At 53.9% G+C, this 360-nt stretch carries 1 protein-coding gene; it reads left to right on the plus strand.

Translation table 11 applies throughout. From position 1 onward, the window contains the following. Positions 1–78: 78 nt before the first annotated feature. Positions 79–360: transposase (locus DDT52_RS20860; protein ID WP_136157999.1), on the plus strand; the 282-nt coding region annotated here is incomplete at its 3' end.

The following is a 360-nucleotide window of genomic DNA, read 5'->3' on the forward strand; positions in this document are numbered from 1 at the left end:
CAGATTGATGACAAAGTCCTGGCCTGCCGGCCAGGACTTTGATCTAATAAGGTCAGTGTAAAAAACGGACTGACCGCCATGCTCAGAGAACCCGCCCCACAGCAATACCAGTTTGAAATGGTTACCCTCGAAGAACTGGTGCCTGAAGACCATCTGGTGCGCAAAATTGATGCCGCCATCGATTTCGAATTTATCCGCGATACTGTCGCCCACCTCTATTGCCCCAATAACGGACGTCCCGCCATCGACCCGGTGCGCCTGATTAAAATGATGCTGCTCGGCTACCTCTTCGGTATCCCTTCCGAGCGCCGTCTGGTGAAAGAAATCCAGGTCAACGTCGCCTACCGCTGGTTCCTGCGC

The sequence above is a fragment of the Brenneria roseae subsp. roseae genome, from assembly GCF_003115845.1.
Taxonomy (GTDB): domain Bacteria; phylum Pseudomonadota; class Gammaproteobacteria; order Enterobacterales; family Enterobacteriaceae; genus Brenneria; species Brenneria roseae.